This window comes from Kitasatospora sp. NPDC052868 (assembly GCF_044547105.1).
Classification (GTDB): Bacteria; Actinomycetota; Actinomycetes; order Streptomycetales; family Streptomycetaceae; genus Kitasatospora.
Genome location: NZ_JBITZW010000004.1, coordinates 242,241 through 261,255, shown reverse-complemented (window position 1 = coordinate 261,255; position 19,015 = coordinate 242,241). Strand labels below are relative to the sequence as shown.

The window sequence follows — 19,015 nt, the reverse complement described above, 5'->3', positions numbered from 1 at the left end:
GGGCACTCTCCAGGGCAGAGCAGAGGGACGACGTTCGCGACATTTCCCATGAAACAGCCGCAATCGTCCGCTCGCAGCTCGCACCGGTGCGCGTGGCGGCGCCGCGGCTGCTGGGCCATCCGCCGCCCAAACGGTAGGCTTTCCGTGTGATCTTCAAGCGCATCGGCAATGGGCGGCCGTACCCGGATCACGGCCGGACCAGCACCCGCCAGTGGGCGGACGTCGCCCCGCGCCCGGTGCGGCTGGACCAGCTGGTGACCACCAAGGGCCAACTCGATCTGGAAACCCTCCTGGCGGAGGACTCCACCTTCTATGGCGATCTCTTCGCCCACGTCGTGAAGTGGCACGGCGACCTCTACCTGGAGGACGGGCTGCACCGGGCCGTACGGGCCGCGTTGCAGCAGCGCCAGGTCCTGCACGCGCGCGTCCTCGAAATGGAGTGACGGGCCCCTTCGACCTGCCGTCGGACCGCCCTCCGGCCACCCCGGGGGGCGGTCCGCACGTCTGCGGTACCCCCTTTCGGGTGCCGCCGTACTCCAGATGATGATCATTTAGTACCTTCACAGCCGGACGGCACTAATCTGCTGACTACGGCCGCGATCCGTGGCGCACCTCCGCGCCGGCCGGACCCGTCACACGAACCCCGCCCTGGCACGAGGGGGAGACAAAACGTGAGCATGTTGACTCCCCAAGGCCTGAAGGGGAAGCAGTACCGCATCACCGGCAACGCCTATCCGCGGCTGGGCCGGCCGCCGAAGAAGAGCCGCAAGGTCCTGGCACTGATCGGCTCGATCCTCGCGCTGTCCCTGATCGCCCTCGGCGGTGTGCAGCTCTGGGACATCTTCAGCGGCAAGCTCAGGCACTCCTCCGCCCAGGCCTGCGCGACCCAGTCCGGGAAGCCGCTGGCCGCGCCCACCCCGGACGCCTCCCCCGCCGCCCCCGGCGGGGATCCGCACGCCGTCCCGCAGCCGGCCGCCTTCAAGTTGAACGTCTTCAACGCCACCACCAAGGCCGGCCTGGCCGGGCGGACCGCCGACGAGTTCACGAAGCGCGGCTTCGCCGTCGACAAGAAGGGCAACGCCCCGGCCGAGCTCGACAAGAAGGTGCCCGGCACCGCGGTGGTGATCGCCGGTCCGGCCGGCGCCGGCGCGGCCACCCTGATCAGCTCGCAGATCGCCGGGGCCACCGTCACCACGGACGCCCGCACCGACAACAGCGTGGACGTCGTCGTCGGCGACAGCTACAACGCCCTGCTCGACGAGACCCAGGCCGCCGCCGCGCTGGCCCTGGCCACCAAGCCCTCGCCGACCCCGAGCGCCACCGGCAGCTGCTGAGCCGCCCGGACGTACGAGAGCCCCCCGGCACCGCGCCGGGGGGCTCTCAGCCGTTCCGGGGAGGTCAGCCCGCGGTGCCGTACAGGCGGTCGCCCGCGTCGCCGAGGCCGGGGACGATGTACCCGTTCTCGTTCAGCCGCTGGTCGACGGCGGCGGTGACGACGGTGACCGGCAGCCCGGCCAGCTCCTTCTCCATCACCGCGACGCCCTCGGGGGCGGCCAGCAGCACGACGGCGGTGACGTCGGTGGCGCCCCGCTCGATCAGCATCCGGATCGCGGCGACCAGCGTGCCGCCGGTGGCCAGCATCGGGTCGAGCACGTAGACCTGGCGGCCGGAGAGGTCGTCCGGCATCCGGGTGGCGTAGGTGGAGGCCTCCAGGGTCTCCTCGTTGCGCACCATGCCGAGGAAGCCCACCTCGGCGGTCGGCAGCAGCCGGGTCATCCCGTCCAGCATGCCGAGGCCGGCCCGCAGGATCGGCACCACCAGCGGGCGGGGGTAGCTGAGCCGGGTGCCGGTGGTGACCGCCACGGGCGTGGTGATCTCCACCTCTTCGGTGCGGACGTCCCGGGTGGCCTCGTAGGCGAGGAGGGTCACCAGCTCGTCGGTCAGGCGACGGAAGGTCGGCGAGTCGGTGCGCTCGTCGCGCAGGGTGGAGAGCTTGTGGGCGACCAGCGGGTGGTCGACGACGTGGATCCGCATGCGTCGAGGTTAGCCCGGTACCGGACGCCCGTACGACACGCCGTGGCCCGCCCGGCCCGGACCCTGACCCGGGCGGCGGAGCGGCCGGGCTCACTCAGACGTGACACGCCGTGACGCACGGCGAATGCCCGGGCGAAACCGCCTCCTGTGGTATCAACCGGGCCGATCTGGGAAAGTCACGTCGTATGACGAGCAACCCGAAGCCCGGGGGCGGCTCGGCGGACGAGCCACAGAGCCCGTCGAGCGGCCTCTCCGGGCCGCCCCCGGACCATCCGGAGACCGAGGCGGAACGCCGTAAACGGCGGGCCGCCTTCCTACGCGAGCTCGCCGAGGCCCGCGAACTGCGCGAGCGGGTGCAGCCCCGCCGGACAAAGGAACGGCGGATGCGCGAGGCCATGCGGATGCGAACCTTCCGGATCTGACCGGACCGGCGGCCGTTCACCGGCGTCCGGCCCGTGCTTCCGACACGACCTGCAAAGACGCGCTGCCGAACACCCCCCGCAAGGGCGGGCTTTCTGTCACGATTCCGATGGGACGGTCCGAACAGCGGACCGCCTCTGGCGCGGGGGCGGCCAGATTCCGCGTTGCCCGAGAGCGCCGACAGCCGAGACCGAGATCCTGGGAGTGTCCCTGGTGGCGTACTTCGCTGCAGTGCTTGCTCACACCGAGGACGGGTGGGATGTGAGCGAGGCGGAACTCGACAACGTCGAAACCCTGGCCGATCTGGCCGATCTGGCCCGCGAGGCCGCCCAGGACGACGACAGCGTCCTGGTCTTCATCGAACAGGAGGACGCCTGGTTCGCCATCGTCCGGGTGGACGGCGAGGAGGATCCGCGGATCTTCGTGTCGGACGGCGCCGCCGCCGCCCGCAGCTCCTACGGCTCCGTCCTCACCGACGAGCTGGTCGACCAGGCCGGCGAGAGCGAGTTCGGCGACCTCGACAACCTGGTCGCCGAGCTGGAGGAGGAGCAGGAGGCCGAGGAGCTGGACGAGGAGGACGCCGACTCCCCGCACGGCGGCGTCCCGGTCGGCCCGCTCGGCGACGCCCACCTGCTCGGCGAGTTCGGGCTGCCCGCCGACGAGCTGCTCGCCCTCAGCGGCGAGGGCGCGGTGCCCGGTGACGCCCTGGAGGAGATCGCCGAGGCCCTCGGCTGCGGAGAGGTCCTGGAGGCGGTCCGGTAGCGGCCGGTGCCCGCCCCGGGATACCGGACACTGGATGTCATGCAGTCCGCCCCGCAGATAGCACCACTGCCCGCCCCCGTCCGCCCCGACCCGGTCCGCGACCGCTGGGCGGCGCCGATGCGCCTCGCCATCGCCGAGGCGTCCCTGGCGCCGTCCTGTGGGGACGTCCCGGTCGGGGCGCTCGTCCTGGGCCCGGACGGCGAGGTGCTCGGGCGCGGCCACAACGAGCGCGAGGCGGTCGGCGACCCGACGGCGCACGCCGAGGTGGTCGCGATCCGGCAGGCGGCCCAGAAGCTCGGCGAGTGGCGCCTCAGCGGCTGCACACTGGTCGTCACCCTGGAGCCCTGCACGATGTGCGCGGGCGCCATTGTGCTGTCCCGGATCGACCGGGTGGTCTACGGCGCCCTCGACGAGAAGGCCGGCGCGGCCGGCTCGCTCTTCGACGTGATGCGCGACCGCCGGCTCAACCACCGCCCCGAGGTGGTCTGGGGCGTCCTCGCAGAGGAGTGCGGCGAGCAGCTGCGCGAGTTCTTCGAAACCCACCGCTGACGCCCGCCCGGGCCTGCGCCACGACCGCCCCGCGCCGCACCCACGGCGCTGACCTGGCCCGGAACACCCGCCCGGATACGGATTTCGTGACGGCGCCACCCGTCCGGTAGAGTTCCCCTCGGTAGCGTGTCCGAGCGGCCAAAGGAGCACGCCTCGAAAGCGTGTGTGGGGGCAACTTCACCGTGGGTTCGAATCCCACCGCTACCGCCATAAGCAGGAAAGACGAAGGGCCCCGACCGGGAACGGTCGGGGCCCTTCGTCATGCCGGTCTCAGTTTTGGTCTCATTCAGCCGGGAGGCAGCCACCGTGAGCCGGGGCCACGGCAGCGCATCTAAGGCTGTTCTTCTGCCCACGCATTGAACTCATCCCAGACCGCCGACCAATCCCGTCCGCTCAGCTCAGCTACTTCGAACGTATCTTCGGCGCCATGCCTCTCCGACCACTGACGTTCGAGACGGTCACTGCGGCGCCGATCCGCCTCGGCTTGGGCGGCACGACGGTCCTCCTCACGACGCTTCTCATCGGCCCACTCGGCTGCCGCCTCGACGGCCTTCCGGGCCTTCCCGGTCCACTTAGCCGCACAGTCTGGGCCTACATGCGATCGGTGACCCAGTGGGTTGCCAGCGCGATCCGCAGCCTCCAAGACGATGGGACGCCGAACCGGTTTCTGGCACCTGTCACAGTCCGCCTCGCCCTCCGACGTCCCCCTGATGATGTACGTCGCCACAACCGCCCCCTACACCCTCTCTACTGGTGGGCACAGTGTGACTGGAGCTGCGGCTACCAGGGGTGCACTTCGCTCAATCAGTCGAGTCCTTCGCCACCTCCCAGATGAGGCCGCCGATCTGCATCGCCACGTCCCGCCGGATCCGGGCCGTCACGTGCTGGTACCGATGCGCCATTGCGGTGCTGGACCAGCCCATGATGTCCATCACGATGCGCTCGGGGACGCCGAGCAGGAGGAGGATCGTCCCTGCGGTGTGACGAGCGTCATGCAGACGCCCGTCCCGGATGCCGGCGGCGACGAGCAGTTCCTTCCACCGGTCCCAGTCCGTGCGCGGGATGAGCGGGTGGCCGGTCTCGGAGGCGAAGACCCACCCACCTTCCACCCACTCCTGACGGGCGACCAGCCGCTCCCGGTCCTGCTCCTCCTTGTGGAGCCTAAGCAGCTTCACCAGCTGATCCGGAAGACCGATCAGCCGCTTACCTGCCCGCGACTTCGTGAGAGCGGCATCGGCGTTCGTCTGCACTCGCTCCGGGCACCGGCCGGCGTGCTTCCGCCCGCACGGGGCCGTACAGCCGTGCCGGTACTTCGGTCGCTGTCGGGCCTGCCGCACCCGCAGGCTGCCCCGCTCCAGATCGATGTCCCGCCACTGGAGCCCGAGCGCCTCCCCCTGCCGCAGGCCGAGCGCCAACGCGATAGCCCACCGACCGCTGTTCCGGTTCTTGCCCGACTCCAGGAGGAGCGCCTGCACCTCCTCCACCTCGTACGGCTCAACCTCCTCTTCCTCCACCTTGGGCGCGACGGCCAACGACGCGACGTTCCGGGTGAGGTGCCCTCGCCGGATCGCCTGGTTCAGCGCCGTCCTGATGGTGCGGTGCGCCTGGTGGGCGGTGGCGGGCTTGCTCCCGCCGTCCTGCATCTTCTTGTAGAGCCGTTCGAGGTGCTCCGGCTCCAACTTCTCCAGCCGGTGAGCGCCGACCCCAGGGATCAGGTGGACGTTCACCGCCACCCGGTAACCGGCGAGGGTGTTCGGCCGGACGTGCAGCGCGGCAATGTTCTCCACCCAATGGGTGAGCCAGGCCGCGACGGTCCACTTCTTGCCGGCCTTCTGGACGTTGCCGTCGTCCCGCTTCCTTTCCAGCTCCCGGACCTTCTTGGTCACGTCCGCCCGGGTCTTCCCCCGGACGTGGCGACGATCCGGTGCGCCGTCATCCTTGACTCCGACGGTCACGCGACCGTGCCACTTGCCGTCCTTGTCCTGGTAAATGCTGGAACCGCCGTTGGGCTGACGGGTTGCCAAGGGTGCTGCCTCCTCAGGCTGCGATGGGGGTGGTGGTCTGCTTCCGCATGCGGCTGCGGGTGAACTCGACAACGGCCTCGGCCGGTACCCGGCGGGCCCGGCCGATGGGGATGGTCTCGATCTCGCCGTCGCGGATCAGGGCGTACATGGTGGTGCGGCCGATGCTGAGCCGGCGGGCGGCCTCTTCGACCTTGAGGGCGACGAGAGTGGGGTCGGGTTCGGGGATGTCTTCGGGAGCGTTGGCGGTCATGCGGCTACTCCTTGGTAAGGGGAGCGGATGCGAGGTCCGGGCGCGCGGTTGTCCGAGGTGGGGATTTCTGCGTCACCGCGTCATCAGCGTCATTCGGGCTTCTGACCTGCGGCTTTAGGTGACGCTGGGGTCGGGGTGTGCGTCACCGCTGCGTCATGGGCTGCGTCATCGGGTGACGCAGGTGACGCAGGATGACGCAGGGGCTGCCGTCTGCGTCACCGGTTCCGGCGCAGGTCAGGGGCTGTTTTCCGGGCCGGGTGACGCAGGTGACGCAGCGTCTTCCTACTTGGGAAAAAGGTGGGGCTGCCTGTAGTACTTGGCACCCCTCTCAGGGCGAATGAGGAGCCGCTGCGCGGCACGACCTTTGGGCGGCTTTGCCGAACAGCAAGAAGAGCACCCGCCGCCCGGTGCTCTTCTTGCTTGTCCGTGCGGCAGGTCAGTGCAGCCGGGGCTGTTCATGCGTGGGCTCGGGCGCGGGGCGGGCCATTTCGAGGTAGCGGCCCTCCTTCGTGCGGCCGGTGTCGATGAGGACGCCCCGGGCTGCGAGGGTGGGCTGAAGGCGCTTGAGCCGGTCGGACAGCACCTTGCCGGTAGTCGGCCACCCCTTGGGCAGGGCCCGCACGTCGTCGCCGCTGCAGAGACGGCTGAGGCGAAGCAGCCACTCGGTGGACGTCCAGCGCTGCGCGGTGCCGGGCTCGATGCTCTCGGCGTGCTTCAGGACGGTCTGCGCGAGCAGGTCGCCCTCGATGACGTCGTCGTTCAGGTCGTCGAGGCTGGCCCGGTAGGCGGGCAGCGCTCCGAGACCTGTGGCCGCGTCGAGCTGCGCGCACAGGTGGGCGAAATCGGCCATCCGCAGGTCGGTGGGGGTCTCGGCCTCGGCGGCGCGGACCTTGACCGTGAGGTCGAGCAGGGACCCGAGGACTATGGGTAGGACGTCCGCGTACTCCGCCCACAGCTCCGCCTCGGTGCGACGGACGCTGGGCCGCTCCAGACGCAGCGGGAGGAGCCGTTCGGCGAGGTCGGGGCGGATGACGCCCACGTCGATGCCGGTCAGGAGCAGGGGCCGGCGGTAGGCGGAGCGGTGGACGTCCCCGTCGGTGAACAGGGCGCGCTTGACGCTCTCGGCGCCGGTCACGATGCAGCACATGGCGTCCGACAGGTCGGGGGTCATGTGGGAGAGGTTGTCCAGGGCGGTGACCCACCCCGCCGCTACGGCGGCGATGAGGTTCTCCTCGTCCTTCGGTGCCCGGCGCAGGTCACCGCTCATGCCCTCGATGATCCGCACGAGCATCCGGCCGCCGGTGGACTTTCCGGCGCCCTGCGGGCCGGTGAGGAACGGCGCCGGGACGGGCACGGACGGGCCGAGGCATCCGATCAGCCAGGCGAGGGCCAGGCACTCGGTGGCGGCGTTCGCGAAGTTGCACAGCCTCATCAACAGGTCGATGCCCTTGCCGTCGGTGTCCTTGACGGGCAGGGGCAGTTCGCCGGTGAGCTGGGTGCGCCGCCAGCACACCTCACGCGGGTCGGGGACGGTGATGCCCCAGCCGGTGGGGTGGATGCGGACGGACTTGCCGTCGGCCCGGCCGAGGTCGAGCCACGTGGCGCCGTCGAAGCCCGGGGCCACGCGGATGTGGACGGGCTGCACCTCCTCGGACAGAGCGAGCGCTTCGATCAGGTCCAGCGCCTCCTTGAGCGAGGTCCCGTTGAAGACGCCGATCCCGTCCCGGTACAGGCCGACCATGAGTTCCTGGCGGTGGCTGCCGGTGGTGCCCTGGGAACGGATTGGACGAGCCACAGGGTGCCCGGTCTTCTGCGCGTACACGGTGCCGTCGGCGGTGCGGAAGTACCGGAAGTGCGCCTGAGCGTAGTCGGCGATGATCTCGCGTGCCGGGGTCTTGTCGTCCTCGGCCACGGCTACATCCCCAGCCGGGTCAGGGCGTTGGCCCACGCGTCGGCGCAGTGCCGGGGCGATTCGCCCTTGGCCTGCGCGGCGGCGAACAGTCGCGCGGTGTGCGCCTCGGTGAGGCAGCCGCACCGGCCGTGCGTGGAGAGCACCGCAAGGAACACCCCGAACACCGTGTTGTGCACGGCGCTGGCGGCCTCGCTGATGCGCTGCTCGGCCATGGCGATGCCCCGCTCCAGGTACGTCCGGGTGCGGTGCGGGCACTTCCCGCCCCCCGCCGGGGCAGGCACGACGACGGCCGTCGGCCGGACCGGGTCGGGCTCCCTGACGATCAGGGCGCGGACGATGTCCGGCAGGGTCGCCATGGTGCCCGTGCCGGGGCCGAGCCACCGCGCGTACTGCATGGACGACTTGACGTCTACGCTCGGCCTGACGTGGTTGGCGGACGGCATGGTGCCCCGGTAGATCCAGTGCTCGCCCCGGGTGGTGGGCACGGTGCGGGTGGCGGGCAGGGTCTCGCGTGCCCACGCGATGGCGGCCGCGTCGTCGAGGTCGACGACGGTCACGCCGGCGCCGCCGGGGTGGTAGGCGACGGCGGCCGCTTCCCGCCACGCGCGCGCCCATGCGGGCGAGTTGAGGACGTCGGGGTCGGTGGTGGCGGCGGCCCAGCCGTGGCATGGGGCCGGGCAGGTGCAGGGGCCGGGGGTCTTCATGGTCGGCCGGCCGCCGCACGCGCTGTCGGTGCAGCGCGGGCAGTTGCCGAACGGCACCTTCCCGGCCCGCAGCGGCAGGACGGGCACGCCGGAGGAAGCGAGGGGGAGAGCGGCGAGCAGGTGCTCTCCCCGGGTAGTGGTCGGTTGGGTCATGCTGGGGGTTCTCCTCGTCTCGATGGGGCGGGGGAACCGGAGCGGCCGGAAACCTTGGCGGGATGCGCCGGTCGCTCCGGGCGAAGTCAGTCCTCGTCGGGTCCGCAGGCGCAGTCCTCGGGGCGGGCGCCTTGGCCGATCCGGCAGGCGCAGTACAGGAGGCCGAGCGGGGTTTCGACGGGGGCGCCGCCGGTGCAGTGGTCGCATTCGCCGGGCTGCCAGTCCTCGGACCGGTCGTCGCCGTACTCGTCGGGGTCGTGGTCGTCGAACACGGGTGGGCCTTTCGGGTCAGGCGGCGATCGGGGCCGTGGCGAGGGCGGCCTGGTCGTGGGCGCCGAGCAGAAGTCCGTAGGCCCAGGTGGCCTGTCGGGGGACGACGCCGTTGCCGAGGATCGTCAGCTCGGCCTTGGGGCCGAGGCCGTGTGCGGTGACGTGGCCGTCGGGCAGGCCCATGAGCCATTCGGTGAAGCGGGGCGCCAGGCGTACGCCGCCCCGGGGGCCGAGCATGGTGGGCGCCGGCGCGGGTCGGCCGAGGATGGTTTCCCAGCGGCGGATCGCGGGGCCGTAGTCGATGCCGTCGCGGGTGGTCCACCGACCGTCGAGCGGGGCGAGGACGTTGACGGCGAATTCGTTGAGCGGCCGGGCGTTGCGGTCCAGGAGGTTGGAGGCGCCGGACTTCCAGTCCCGCGCGGCCGGGGTCGGCAGCAGCCTCAGGCGCCGGGGTGCGGGAGCCTGGTCACGGCGGTGCGCAGGTTCATCCCGCCTTTGCGTTTGGGGGAGGTTCCCGGTCCGCCACTGCCGTCCGAACTCGTCGGGGTGGGCATCAGCGGGATGGGCGACGGCGAACCAGCGGTCGCGCTGGTGGGGGGCGCCGACTTCGGGATCACCAGCTCGTACGCATGTCCACCGCGCGTCATACCCGATCGCGGCCAGGTCCCCGGCGACGACGTCCAGCCCCCGCGAGCAGAGCGCCGCCACGTTCTCCAGGAAGACGATTCGCGGTTCAAGGATGCGAACAGCCGCAGCAACGTTCTTCCAGACTCTCGACCACTGGCCATTGATGCCGTCCTTCCGTCCCGCGTTGGAGATGTTCCGGCACGGGAAACCGGCTGCGACCGCGTCCGGCCGGTACAGCTCCCGTACCGCGCGCCAGTCGGCGCGGGTGATGTCCCCGAGGTTCGGCACCCCGGGGCGGTGGTGGGCAAAGACGGCAGCGGCGTGGGGGTCGACCTCGGCACCGACGACGACCTGGCCGTCGAGGGCGCCGAGGACGGCCATCTCCAGGCCGCCGTAGCCGGCGCACAACGCCGCTACACGCAGAGCAGTCACGCGGCATCACCCCCGCGACCGCGCCGCGGGCAGCGGCTCTTCAGGTAGCTCATTCACATCCCTTTCCTGTGCGGAGGACTGGTGTTGGGCAAGCACCGCCAGCTCATGGTGGCGTCGGCTAGGTTGAGCGAAATCCGTTGGGCAGCCGGGCTCGGAGCGTTCCTTGTCGGGCGCCACAGGACGGCTGCACGCGGCGTTTCCGATACTGGCCAGGAGGTTTCGTGATCCCGCGCTTCGAGATCGAGGTTGACCCGTCGTTCCCTGCAGGCGCTGACATAGGGATGCCGCCGGAAGACGAGATCAGCGAGGAGGGCTACGGGTACTTCCGGGATGTCTGGGACATCAGCGGCGCAACCCGTGCCGAGGCTGTGTCGGTCATCGAAGGAGAGCGGCGCCTGGTCGACTTGATGGATCGGGCCTCCACGACCTGGGAGGAGTTCGAAACGCTGGCCGTAGCTGTTGAGATGGGAGATCCCGAAGCCCTTCCGTCCGATTTCGCGGAGCGGTACCCGGACAGCGAACTCGTTGAAATCGTCGGCGACGGCGAGATGGACAAGCCTGTCCTGACGGGGCTGGACGTCGGCGTGGCAGGCTTGGCCTGGGCGCTGTCTTCGATCGGCTGCTTTCCCGCAGCAAGCTGCCGCGGCCACCTTGGGGAGCGCCCCTGGACGGATCGGCCGGTTGTCTTCTTCGCTGCCGAACCCGTGACCGTCCACTGGCTCACACACTTGGTCCGCGAGTCCGGCTGCGGCTTCGCCGACGGCGGCGAACGGGGAAGGCTGCTGATCGTGGAAGCACCTTCGATCAGCAACCTCATGGACTTGGCCTTCAGGATCGTCGACCAGGCCGAGCGGCAGTCATACAGGGGATGACACCGGGCTGAGGAGGCCGGAGTGCGTCACGGCCTCCTGCCCGGGCCAGGGCGGCGGGCGGGCGGGCGGGCGGGCGGGGAAGACGATGACGGCCGCCGCGGCTGTACGGCGGCGGCCGGGCGGTCACCGGTCTTCTCTTCGTCAACGGTTGCGGTTGGTGACGTTGACGCTGACGTTCACGCCGCCCTGTCCGCCCCGACCCCCACCGCCGCTGGTGGTCTTGAGGAGCCAGACGACGGCGAGACCGGCGGCCACGAACCCGAGCGCGGTGGTGGCGGCGGCGAGGGCCTGCGCGAGGAAACCGATCCCGATCCCGGCGCCACCGATCCCGATGCCGCTGGCGGCGAGCCGGGCGGGCCACGGGTCGCGCACCGGGACGGCGGCCGCGGGCAGGTGCTGCGGGAGCGGAACGGGGGCGTAGAGCGCGGGGGTGGTGTGCTGGGCGGGCACCGGGAGCGGGGTGGGCGGGTGGTAGAGCGCGAGGGGTGCCGGGGTGGGCTGGGCGGCGTAGTAGGGGGTGCCGTCGGGGGTGTAGTGCACCGGGGCGGCGTAGGGCTGCGGGGTGGTGGTGTGGTCCATGGGCGTCTCCCGTCAGGGGTGTGGCGCGGGGGTGTCAGGGCGGGGTGTCAGACGCCGTCAGGGGGCGCTGTCAGGGCGTCTGACACCCCCGTCTGCCTAGGGGAATGGGTGTCAGCGGGTGTCAGGTGTCAGGGGTGTCAGACCAGGGCCGGGGCGGGGACGATCCGGTAGCGGCCGGCCTTCGCGGTGGGCACCAGGCGACCGTCCTCGACCAGGCGGCGGAACTCCCCCGAGACCCAGGGGCGGGAGCGGCCGAACTGCGTCGCCTGGTCCATGACGTCCTTGGGACCGATCACCATCACCCCGTGCTGCTCGAAGGCGGCCACGATGGCGTCCATGGCGGCGCGGGCCTCTTCGGGGGTGAAGTCCGGGGCCGCCGACTCCGGGCCGAACGCCACACCGTCGAGCGCGTCCGGGACCGGGGGGAGTTCGGCCTGCGGGTCGAGGCCCTCGTCCTCCGGGTCCACCCGCCGCCCCGTACCGCTGTCGTCGTTGTCCGGGTCCGCGTACACGCTGTCGTCGTCCTCAGGGTCGGTGGTGTTGCGGGCGTGGCGGTCGGTGTAGGCGTTGCCGACGGTGGCGCCGGCGGCCTTCGCGGTGACGGGGTCGACCCTGGCGCCGTTGCGCACCGCCCACGCGGCCAACTGCTCCATGACGCGGGCGGCCTTCCCGGTGAAGCGCCAGGTGCGGCCGGGCGCGCTGTAGCGGTGCTCGTCGACGCCGGGGGTGACGAGGTAGCAGTAGCCGGGGCGCCGGTTGCCCCAGGCGCCGGGGTGGGCGCCGGCGTCCAGGACGGGTCCGGGCAGGGCCATGCCCTCGTCGCGGGCGTCCAGACCGAAGACCAGCGCGGACGGGAGTGAGGCGCGGGTGCTGGTGCTGATCTGGTCGTGGCTGGGCCGTTGGAGGCTGATGACCAGCGCGATACCGCCGGATCGGGCCTCCTGGGCGGCGCCGGTGAACGCGTCCTCACCCATGAACCGCAGCGTGTTCGCGGCCTCCTCGAACCAGGCGACCAGGAACGGCATGCCCTCGCAGCCGCAGGCCCCGCCCTTGCGGCAGGAGTGGGCCGGGTCGCTCTGGGGCTCGGCCGCGGCCGGGGTCCACTGGCGGTAGCCGTGGGCGCCGAGCCAGCGCGTGCGGGCGGGGATGACGGCCTGCAGCGCGGTGACCATGGTCTCGGTCTCGGCCCCGCCCTCCACGGCCCAGTCCAGGCCCGGCCGCAGCGGCCCGAAGTCCTGGAACGCCTTCGGGTCGGACAGCCAGATGATGACGTCGCGGCGACCCATGATCTCCGTGAGGATGTCGAGCGCGCCGTCGCCCTTGCCGGACCCGGACATCCCGAAGATGCCGAGGTGGGTGCTGTTGCGGCCGGCCTGCGGGTCACCGGGCAGCCACAACATGAGCGGGGCCCCGTCGTCGTAGCGGCCGATCACCAGCGGCTCGGCGATCGATCCGCCGACGTTGGTGGGCATCTCCCACTCGACGACGTCCGCGAGCATGTCCCGCGGCACGACCACCAGTTCGCCGCGGCGCGCGGAGTCGGGGTCGGGCATGTAGCGCACGGCGGTGGGGGCGACGTCGAGCCCGGACGCGATGTTCGGCAGAGCCTTGGCGACGTCGTTGTTGGTCAGCTCCCCTGCGGGCAGGAGCAGTTCGGCGGTGACGCGGTTCGGCTCCACGCTGGTGTGGCGGAGCTTGGCGCCGGCGAGCTTGACCTTCTCCAGCAGCGAGCCGTCCGTGTCGACGCCGGCCTGGACGGCGTCGGGGTTGCGGCGCATCACCTGCCGCACGTTCCACGACAGGGCCAGCACGGTGCCGCCGAGCCAGAACGTGCCGAACGTCAGGCTGTTCCACCCCGCGAGCGCCACCCCGGTGAACCAGCCGCTCCCGGCCGCCACGGTGACCGCGGAGTGCAGGCGCCGCTGGACGCCGGTGGTCTTGCCCGCCCAGGCGGTCGCCCCGGTGAGGGCGACCGAGCCGAGGGTGAGGCCGACCGCGTACCCGGTGGAGCCGTGGGCGGGCAGCCACGCCATGGTCCCGGCGACCCCGGTCGCCCCGACGGTGATCCAGGGCGGGGTGTAGGGCTTGGCCCGGTGGGCCAGCCACCCGGCGACGCCCTTGCCGGTGCTGGCGCCTTCGAGGTTCTCGCGGTGCTGCTGGTCGGGGTCGGTGTCGTTCTTCGGCATGGCCGGCACTCCTTTCGGATCAGAACTGGAAGGGGCGGTGCTGCTGCGGGGCGGGGCGGGGGGTCATGACGTCGGCGTACTCGCGCTGGAACGCGGCCCAGGCGGCGGCGGCGTCCTTCGCGGCGTCGGTCAGGGCGTCGGCGGCCTTGGAGAGCTTCTTGGCGACGGCGCGGGCCCGCATCTTCTTCTGGAACACGTGGTCACCCGGGGCGCCGGGGGCCTGCTCCAGGGCGGCCTTGAGGATCTCGGCCGCCACCTCCACCTCGATCGCGGAGTAGGCGCCGAACGCCCGCAGCGCCTCGCAGTAGGAGCGGACGTCGGCGGCCGAGTAGAACGCGGGCTCGGGCAGGGCCAGCGCCGAGGTGCGGTTGACCCCGGTGCCGGGGTTCGCCGCGGCACCCGCCTTCGGCGCACCGCCGGCGGGGGCGGCGCCGCCGGACGCGGTGTTCTTGCTGACGTTGATGCTGATCCCGGGGGCGAACGTCGCACCGGCCCCGAAGCCGTTGCGCGCGCCGCCGGCGCTGCTGTTGTTCGTGCCGCTGTTCGGCGACGTCGAGTTCACGCTCATCGCGGTGCCTCCCCTGCGGGCCGGGACTGTCCCGGCTCCCCACCCCCGCCCGACCCGTCAGGGCCGAGCAGGGACGGGCAGCCGTCAGACCCGCACGCCGGTGACGGCGCGACCGGTGGCGGTGCGCTCGACCACGGGCTTGGCCAGGTCGCGATGGGTGAGGGTGACCCGGACGCCGGTCTTGCCCAGGCGCCGGGCCAGCGCCATGGCGAAAGTGGCGGCGCGGTGGCGGCCGCCCGCACACCCGACCGCGACGGTCAGCGGCGCCTCGGACGGTCCGGCGTCGAACGCGTCGACCAGCAGCGCGGCCGAGGTGATCAGCTCCCGGATGCCCGGGGTGGCCATCACCGTCCGGCGGACCGGCAGGTCGCTCGCGCTCTGGTGCCGGAGGGCAGGGTCGACGTGCGGGTCGCGGAAGTGGCGGCGCAGATCGAGGGTGAGGGTGGCGCCCGCGGGCGGGGCGCCGTGGAGGTAGCCGAAGCTCACGACGCGGATTTCAGTCACGGACATGACATGAGCCTCCTGTTGCTGGTGGCAGCGGGGCAGGTCAGGGGTGGTTTCAGGCGGCCATCGGGGCACTGTCGGCGCACGGCAGGCAGGTGCCGAGGTGCGCGGGGAGCACGTAACCCGCGTCGTGCCCGCAGGCCGGGCAGGTCCGGCGGGCGGCGTTGGCCTTGGCGAGGGCCGCGGCCCTCGCGGGGGTCATCGGCCTCACGGGCTTGGCGAGGGTCAGGCGGTAGAGGTAGGCGGCCCGCATGCCAGACGTGCTGCGGCGGGAGCGCCAGAGGACCTGCGCGGCGACCGGCTGGCCGCCGGGGCGAAGGCCCCGGGCGCGCAGCTGCCGCTTGGTGAGGTAGCCGGTCGGGGCCATCCGCCACGGGTAGGTGGGGGTGCCGCCGTGCCGGTCGCCGGTCGGGTCCCAGAAGCGGGGGATGCCCATGGCGCTACTCGCCGGTGCCGTCGGGCAGGTGGTAGAAGCCGTTGACCTCGACGGGTACGCCGTGGCTGATGCCGTATACGGTCAGCCAGTGAGTGGTGTCGCACTCGCCGCTGTCGGCGGTGGCGGGGTCCAGGCCCAAGGCTTCGCGCCACTCCTCGAACTCGGTCAGGCTGCCGTGCAGCGACAGCTTCACGCCCCACGCACCCCACGGGATGCCGGTGCCCGGCTTCAGGAACTCGTGCAGCCCCGCGGCGGGGGTGGGCAGGTCGGTGTGGGCGCTGAGGATGGCCAACAGGGCGCCGGCCGCGCTGAGCTGGCCGGTCGCGGTGGTGGCGTTCTCGGTGGTGGTCACGATGCCTTCTCCTCGACGTCGCTCGGGGTGCCGGTGGCGGGCACCGCGTGCAGGGCGGGCCGCTCGGCCTGGGCTGTGCGTAGTTCCTGGTAGCGGGCTGCGATCCACCCGGCGGACCAGCCGGTCAGCTCCACGGCGGAGCGCTGGGGCAGGCCGACCGCGAACGCGCCCTTGGCGATCTCGCGGGCGCGGTCCTCCGGGAGCCGCTCGGCGGCCGGCCCGCCGGACAGCAACTCCTCGCGGGCCCGCTCGGCGGCCTCCCGCTCACGCTGCTCACGGGTCTGGGCGGCTTCGCGCTCACGGCGCTCACGCTCGCTCACCGCGCGCTCACGGCGCTCGCGCTCGACCCGGTCGGCGGCCTCCCGCTGGGCCCGTTCGGCCCGTTCCTCGCGCACCAGCCGGGCCTCGTGCTCACGCTGATCACGGGCCATACGCTCCTCGTGCTCACGGCGCTCACGCTCGCGCCGCTCGGCCGCGGCGAACTCGGCCAGCCGGTCCTCGCGGGCCTGCCGGCGCTTGTCCTCGGCGAGGCGTTCGCGCCCCTCCCGCTCGGCGCGCTCAGCCGCTTCACGGGCGGCCAGCGCAGCGGTGATCGCCCGCCGGTAGGCCAGGGATGCCTCTGCCGTGACGATCAGCAGCAGAGGCGCCACCGCATGCACCGACACCCCGACCGGATCGCGGTCCAGCGCCGACTGACCGGTGTTGAGCAGCACCGTCATGAGGCCGGTCATCCAGCGCAGCACCACCGGCCAGCGCCCGCCGTCCCCGCCGAGACGCACGAGCGTGCTGTCGAGGCGGACCACGATCACCACGGCCGCGTCCACGACCAGCGGCAGGATCGGCGCCGTCCACTCCCAGCCCGCCGGGCTGTGTCCGGACATCAACGGGGTCACCGTGAGCACGCTGTACAGGACAGCGCCGAACGTGATCGTCCACGTCCCCACACTCAGCGCCTGCTCGGCGGAGCGGATCTGCGAAGGGCTGATCGAGGCCCTCCCAGCGGCCCGCGACCGGGGTGCCGTGAGCGGCTGGTGAGCATCGTGAGTGCTCACGCGACACCCCCGCTGCCCGCCCGGGTGGTGCGGCGGTGGAGGGCGCGGCGCTCGCCGGCATTCAGGCCGCCGAAGATGCCGTACGGCTCGCGGCGCTCCAGCGCCATGCCCAGGCAGAGGGACTGCACCGGGCAGCCAGCGCAGATCATCTTCGCCCGGCGCCCGGCCCACCCGTCGACGTCCTTACCGGTGTCGTCGTCGGGGAAGAACAGGTCGGGGTCGGCGCCGGTGCAGGCGGCGCCGCGCAGGTCGCCGCCGGCGGCCGGAGCAACCTCGGCGAGCACGGTGGCCGCCGGGCGGGCGGCCCGGTGCGGGGCACGGGTGCCCACGAAGGGCAGCGTGTGGCGGTGGGTCATCAGGCCGCCGCCTTCCAGGTCTGCACCCGGCGACGCTCGGCCGTACGCATCAGCCCGGAGGCGAAGCGCGCGGCCGGCGGGTCGAGGTCGCGAAGGATGTCCCGCGCGGCGTCCAGGCGGGCCAGCCGCTCGATTGGCGACTCGTCCTCGGTGCCGGTGAACAGCTCGGCGTCGACACCGAAGCCGAACGCGAGTTCCGCGAACTCGTCCTGTGTCACGGCGTCCTGGCCTGCGACAATCAGTTTCATGGGTCGTGTTCCTCTACTCGGGACGGCCCTGAGCGGCCCCGGTGTTCCAGCACCGGGGCCGCAGCCGCATAGGGGGATCGGTGCTCAACGAGCAGCCGCGGAACCCGGCGCGACCCCGCCGCCCCATGTGGGCAGCCGGTGCGCGTCGGGAGCCGTGATCACTGGTGGAGCGACCAGAAGCGGTGGGCCCCGCCCGCTGGTCAGCGGCGGGGCCGGATATGGGTCCGGCTCATGGCAGGCCCCTTTCGGTGAAGCCCTCGAAGGGCGGGTAGATGGGGTGCCCGTCCTACGGGCGTCAGGACTGTCGGGCCTGGTCCGGTGCCTCTCTCTGCTCAGCACCAGCAGGACGGCGCACCCCGTGTGGGCGGTGCTGCGTGGCTCGCTGCCGTCGGCGACATCACCCGGTCGCCTCGGGGGCGGTCTGTCTCATCCCGCCACGTGCGTTGGGACTCCGCTGGTCTCTCGGACCGCCAGCCAGCCGTACGAATCGGCCTGGTCAGCGTCCCGTCCATCCCCACACCCCCGAAGGGGTGGCATGCCACTGCGCAGGGGGAGGGCTTCGTTCATCACGGCGGTCCACCCCCGACCTCTCGGCCTAGGTGCCTACCGCGACCGCCGCCCTCGCGTCGGTCCCGCACGATCACTCTTCAGTTCTCAAACAGCAAGCACGGCCTTCAGGGGGCTGTCACCCCACCCCTCCGGGCGCATTTATGCAGGTCAGAGCAGCCCAAAGAAGGCCCCTCTGCGTCGCTACCGCTTCTCTCGGTTGCGACACTCTCAACATAGAGAACCTGCCTAGGCAGGTCAAGAGGGTTGGGTTTCTCGCGTCTGTTGGGCACCTGCCTTAGCATTGGCGCATGGCCCTAGACCCGGATGACTCGCGCCCCCCGTATCAGCAGGTCAGCAGCTCTCTGCGGGCCTCAATCCTCACCAAGAAGCCGGGCTTCGAGACCGGCGACAAACTTCCTTCTGGCCCTGAGTTGGCGAAGCACTTCGGCGTGGCGCGCGGCACCGTCGACAAGGCGCTGGACCTGCTCCGCACCGAGGGGCTGATCGTGACCCGGCAGGGAAGCGGCTCGTTCGTCCGGGAGCGCACCTCTCGGCCGGTCGGACTCCGGCCCCACCTCGAGGCGGCGTTCGAGCAGCAGCAGGTGACTCTGGACTTCGCAGGGTTCTCCAGCGAGACGCTGCACAACGCCATGCAGGAGCCGCTGGACAAGGTCCGCTCCGGGCGGCTCACCCCGGAGTCCATTACCGTGCGTCTGCTACTGCCGGACACCACAGAGCCGATGGCCGTCCCCGTGCTGGTCGACGGGCTCAAAGACGAGGTGGCACTTCGCGAGCGAGCCCGGAACATCGCTCTGACCAACGCAGGCGGCATCGCCCACTCGGTCGGGGTACTGGCAGAGCTGGGGCTCGTCCAGTCGGCGAGCGTCCAGGTCAAGGTGCACCGGGCGTCCAGCCTGTTCAAGCTGTACATCCTGAACCGGTCGGAAGCCTTCTTCGGCTTCTATCCGCTCCGTGAGCGGACCATCGCAGTGGACGGCACGGACCGCACGTTCTACGACGTGACGGGCAAGGACACCACCCTGTTCCACCACGCCGCCGGGCCGGATGACGCGTCGCTCGGTTCGCAGTACGTCCAGCAGGCCCAGATGTGGTTCGACAGCGTGTGGGCCACGATCGCCTACGAGCGTCAGCCATGAGCGCCACGACACAGCCCCT

The 19,015-nt window shown here is 71.7% G+C and carries 24 protein-coding genes and 1 tRNA gene; 9 read left to right on the top strand and 16 right to left on the bottom strand.

Annotation, left to right across the window (positions count from 1 at the left end; genetic code table 11):
- Positions 1–146: 146 nt before the first annotated feature.
- Together ACIGZJ_RS09805 and ACIGZJ_RS09800 are read left to right on the top strand one after the other, a co-directional pair.
- On the top strand, positions 147–443 hold the full coding sequence (locus ACIGZJ_RS09805) for a type II toxin-antitoxin system VapB family antitoxin (protein ID WP_030061387.1): 297 nt from the start codon (positions 147–149) through the stop codon (positions 441–443).
- 234 nt (positions 444–677) lie between these two features.
- Positions 678–1,334 carry a LytR C-terminal domain-containing protein gene (locus ACIGZJ_RS09800; protein ID WP_396456866.1) on the top strand — a complete coding sequence of 219 codons (657 nt, stop codon included), beginning with the start codon at positions 678–680 and terminating at the stop codon, positions 1,332–1,334.
- A 64-nt stretch (positions 1,335–1,398) separates the two neighbouring features.
- Here the strand turns inward: ACIGZJ_RS09800 and upp are convergent, their stop codons facing one another.
- Positions 1,399–2,034, bottom strand: coding sequence for a uracil phosphoribosyltransferase (upp, locus tag ACIGZJ_RS09795; RefSeq protein WP_387947889.1), 636 nt, complete (start codon positions 2,032–2,034; stop codon positions 1,399–1,401).
- Between the two features lie 185 nt (positions 2,035–2,219).
- Here upp and ACIGZJ_RS09790 point away from each other — a divergent pair, with 185 nt between their 5' ends.
- The 4 genes from ACIGZJ_RS09790 (at position 2,220) to ACIGZJ_RS09775 (ending at position 3,975) form a co-directional block, all read left to right on the top strand.
- A complete protein-coding gene (locus tag ACIGZJ_RS09790) occupies positions 2,220–2,456 on the top strand; it encodes a hypothetical protein (RefSeq protein ID WP_392930652.1) in 237 nt (78 codons plus the stop codon).
- 211 nt (positions 2,457–2,667) lie between these two features.
- Positions 2,668–3,216 (top strand): tRNA adenosine deaminase-associated protein, encoded by a 549-nt coding sequence (locus ACIGZJ_RS09785; protein ID WP_396456725.1) that lies wholly within the window; start codon positions 2,668–2,670, stop codon positions 3,214–3,216.
- 39 nt (positions 3,217–3,255) lie between these two features.
- On the top strand, positions 3,256–3,765 hold the full coding sequence (tadA, locus tag ACIGZJ_RS09780) for a tRNA adenosine(34) deaminase TadA (RefSeq protein WP_396456724.1): 510 nt from the start codon (positions 3,256–3,258) through the stop codon (positions 3,763–3,765).
- Between the two features lie 120 nt (positions 3,766–3,885).
- Positions 3,886–3,975 (top strand) — tRNA-Ser (locus ACIGZJ_RS09775).
- 590 nt (positions 3,976–4,565) lie between these two features.
- Here the strand turns inward: ACIGZJ_RS09775 and ACIGZJ_RS09770 are convergent.
- From ACIGZJ_RS09770 to ACIGZJ_RS09745, 6 genes are all read right to left on the bottom strand, one after another.
- On the bottom strand, positions 4,566–5,789 hold the full coding sequence (locus ACIGZJ_RS09770) for a tyrosine-type recombinase/integrase (RefSeq protein ID WP_396456723.1): 1,224 nt from the start codon (positions 5,787–5,789) through the stop codon (positions 4,566–4,568).
- A 13-nt stretch (positions 5,790–5,802) separates the two neighbouring features.
- Positions 5,803–6,039, bottom strand: a complete 237-nt coding sequence (locus tag ACIGZJ_RS09765) for a helix-turn-helix domain-containing protein (protein WP_396456722.1) — start codon at positions 6,037–6,039, stop codon at positions 5,803–5,805.
- A gap of 436 nt (positions 6,040–6,475) precedes the next feature.
- The gene (locus ACIGZJ_RS09760; RefSeq protein WP_396456721.1) at positions 6,476–7,951 is read right to left on the bottom strand and encodes an ATP-binding protein; all 1,476 of its coding nucleotides are present in this window, start codon (positions 7,949–7,951) and stop codon (positions 6,476–6,478) included.
- A 2-nt stretch (positions 7,952–7,953) separates the two neighbouring features.
- Complete coding sequence (locus ACIGZJ_RS09755; protein ID WP_396456719.1) at positions 7,954–8,808, bottom strand: DNA primase; 855 nt, start codon at positions 8,806–8,808, stop codon at positions 7,954–7,956.
- An 86-nt stretch (positions 8,809–8,894) separates the two neighbouring features.
- Positions 8,895–9,080: a hypothetical protein gene (locus ACIGZJ_RS09750; protein WP_396456718.1), complete on the bottom strand. Its 186-nt coding sequence runs from the start codon at positions 9,078–9,080 to the stop codon at positions 8,895–8,897.
- Between the two features lie 16 nt (positions 9,081–9,096).
- Positions 9,097–10,137, bottom strand: a complete 1,041-nt coding sequence (locus ACIGZJ_RS09745; protein ID WP_396456717.1) for a DNA cytosine methyltransferase — start codon at positions 10,135–10,137, stop codon at positions 9,097–9,099.
- A gap of 221 nt (positions 10,138–10,358) precedes the next feature.
- On the opposite strand from ACIGZJ_RS09745, the gene ACIGZJ_RS09740 reads away from it, so the two are divergent.
- The gene (locus ACIGZJ_RS09740) at positions 10,359–11,009 is read left to right on the top strand and encodes a hypothetical protein (RefSeq protein ID WP_396456716.1); all 651 of its coding nucleotides are present in this window, start codon (positions 10,359–10,361) and stop codon (positions 11,007–11,009) included.
- A gap of 141 nt (positions 11,010–11,150) precedes the next feature.
- Here ACIGZJ_RS09740 and ACIGZJ_RS09735 read toward each other — a convergent pair whose 3' ends face one another.
- From ACIGZJ_RS09735 to ACIGZJ_RS09705, 7 genes are all read right to left on the bottom strand, one after another.
- The gene (locus tag ACIGZJ_RS09735; RefSeq protein WP_396456715.1) at positions 11,151–11,588 is read right to left on the bottom strand and encodes a hypothetical protein; all 438 of its coding nucleotides are present in this window, start codon (positions 11,586–11,588) and stop codon (positions 11,151–11,153) included.
- 137 nt (positions 11,589–11,725) lie between these two features.
- Positions 11,726–13,774 carry a plasmid transfer protein TraB gene (gene traB, locus ACIGZJ_RS09730; RefSeq protein WP_396456714.1) on the bottom strand — a complete coding sequence of 683 codons (2,049 nt, stop codon included), beginning with the start codon at positions 13,772–13,774 and terminating at the stop codon, positions 11,726–11,728.
- A gap of 19 nt (positions 13,775–13,793) precedes the next feature.
- On the bottom strand, positions 13,794–14,342 hold the full coding sequence (gene traA / locus ACIGZJ_RS09725; protein WP_392929877.1) for a plasmid transfer protein TraA: 549 nt from the start codon (positions 14,340–14,342) through the stop codon (positions 13,794–13,796).
- A gap of 84 nt (positions 14,343–14,426) precedes the next feature.
- Positions 14,427–14,852 carry an ATPase gene (locus tag ACIGZJ_RS09720; protein WP_396456713.1) on the bottom strand — a complete coding sequence of 142 codons (426 nt, stop codon included), beginning with the start codon at positions 14,850–14,852 and terminating at the stop codon, positions 14,427–14,429.
- A 49-nt stretch (positions 14,853–14,901) separates the two neighbouring features.
- Positions 14,902–15,282 carry an RRQRL motif-containing zinc-binding protein gene (locus tag ACIGZJ_RS09715; protein WP_396456712.1) on the bottom strand — a complete coding sequence of 127 codons (381 nt, stop codon included), beginning with the start codon at positions 15,280–15,282 and terminating at the stop codon, positions 14,902–14,904.
- 4 nt (positions 15,283–15,286) lie between these two features.
- Complete coding sequence (locus tag ACIGZJ_RS09710; protein ID WP_396456711.1) at positions 15,287–15,634, bottom strand: hypothetical protein; 348 nt, start codon at positions 15,632–15,634, stop codon at positions 15,287–15,289.
- Entirely contained in the window at positions 15,631–16,515 is an 885-nt protein-coding gene (locus ACIGZJ_RS09705) for a DUF2637 domain-containing protein (RefSeq protein WP_396456710.1), read from the bottom strand. Before ACIGZJ_RS09705 ends, ACIGZJ_RS09710 begins: the two co-directional genes overlap by 4 nt.
- A 13-nt stretch (positions 16,516–16,528) precedes the next feature.
- Between ACIGZJ_RS09705 and ACIGZJ_RS09700 the strand changes: the two genes are divergently transcribed.
- A complete protein-coding gene (locus ACIGZJ_RS09700) occupies positions 16,529–16,669 on the top strand; it encodes a hypothetical protein (protein ID WP_396456709.1) in 141 nt (46 codons plus the stop codon).
- A gap of 13 nt (positions 16,670–16,682) precedes the next feature.
- Here ACIGZJ_RS09700 and ACIGZJ_RS09695 read toward each other — a convergent pair whose 3' ends face one another.
- Positions 16,683–17,042 (bottom strand): WhiB family transcriptional regulator, encoded by a 360-nt coding sequence (locus tag ACIGZJ_RS09695; protein ID WP_396456708.1) that lies wholly within the window; start codon positions 17,040–17,042, stop codon positions 16,683–16,685.
- Positions 17,042–17,290, bottom strand: coding sequence for a hypothetical protein (locus ACIGZJ_RS09690; RefSeq protein WP_396456707.1), 249 nt, complete (start codon positions 17,288–17,290; stop codon positions 17,042–17,044). Before ACIGZJ_RS09690 ends, ACIGZJ_RS09695 begins: the two co-directional genes overlap by 1 nt.
- 857 nt (positions 17,291–18,147) lie before the next feature.
- Here ACIGZJ_RS09690 and ACIGZJ_RS09685 point away from each other — a divergent pair.
- Positions 18,148–18,996, top strand: coding sequence for a GntR family transcriptional regulator (locus ACIGZJ_RS09685; protein ID WP_396456706.1), 849 nt, complete (start codon positions 18,148–18,150; stop codon positions 18,994–18,996).
- Positions 18,997–19,015 lie beyond the last annotated feature (19 nt).